The organism is Oleiphilus sp. HI0132, assembly GCF_001635845.1.
The window spans coordinates 1-570 of the sequence record NZ_LWGJ01000654.1; the positions used below are offsets into that span (position 1 = coordinate 1).

A 570-nucleotide genomic window follows, 5' to 3' on the forward strand; every position below is an offset into this window, starting at 1 on the left:
CCAATAGGTAAAGCGGGGCCGGTCGGACAAATTATGAAAGAAGCGACCATTCAAGCTTATAAGTGGGGCGTTGACCTTACTTTCGAAGTCTTCAGCGACGAACGCATAGCGATTGATGAGTTCAAACTTGGACGTTGCGATGCGGTGAATATGCTTGGCTTCAGAGCGCGTGAGTTTAACTCTTTTACTGGCAGTTTAGGCGCAATTGGCGCAATCCCAAGTTACAAGCATCTTGGCATTATTATCAAAAGCCTAAGCTCTCCTAAGGCGGCTCACCTAATGCGCATAGGAGAATTTGAAGTGCTCGGCATTGGCCCTGCTGGTGCAATATTTATGTTTACGCGCGACCGTAGCATTTTGCTTCCCAAAGACTTTGCTGGCAAACGCATGGCCGTTCTCGATGATGTTCCCGAATCTGAATACCTGTCACAAAAGCACGGTATTACACCCGTTAATTCAACCATTTTTAACTCAATCCTCAAGTTTAACAACGGTACGGTTGACCTGACTGCAGCGCCGGCAATTGTTTACGAGCCCTTCGAAATGCATAAAGGCTTAGAACCTGACGGT

At 47.0% G+C, this 570-nt stretch carries 1 protein-coding gene; it reads left to right on the forward strand.

Annotation, left to right across the window (positions count from 1 at the left end):
* Positions 1–33: 33 nt before the first annotated feature.
* Positions 34–570 (forward strand): putative solute-binding protein (locus A3766_RS07905; RefSeq protein ID WP_231882860.1); only part of this gene is annotated, 537 nt, incomplete at its 3' end.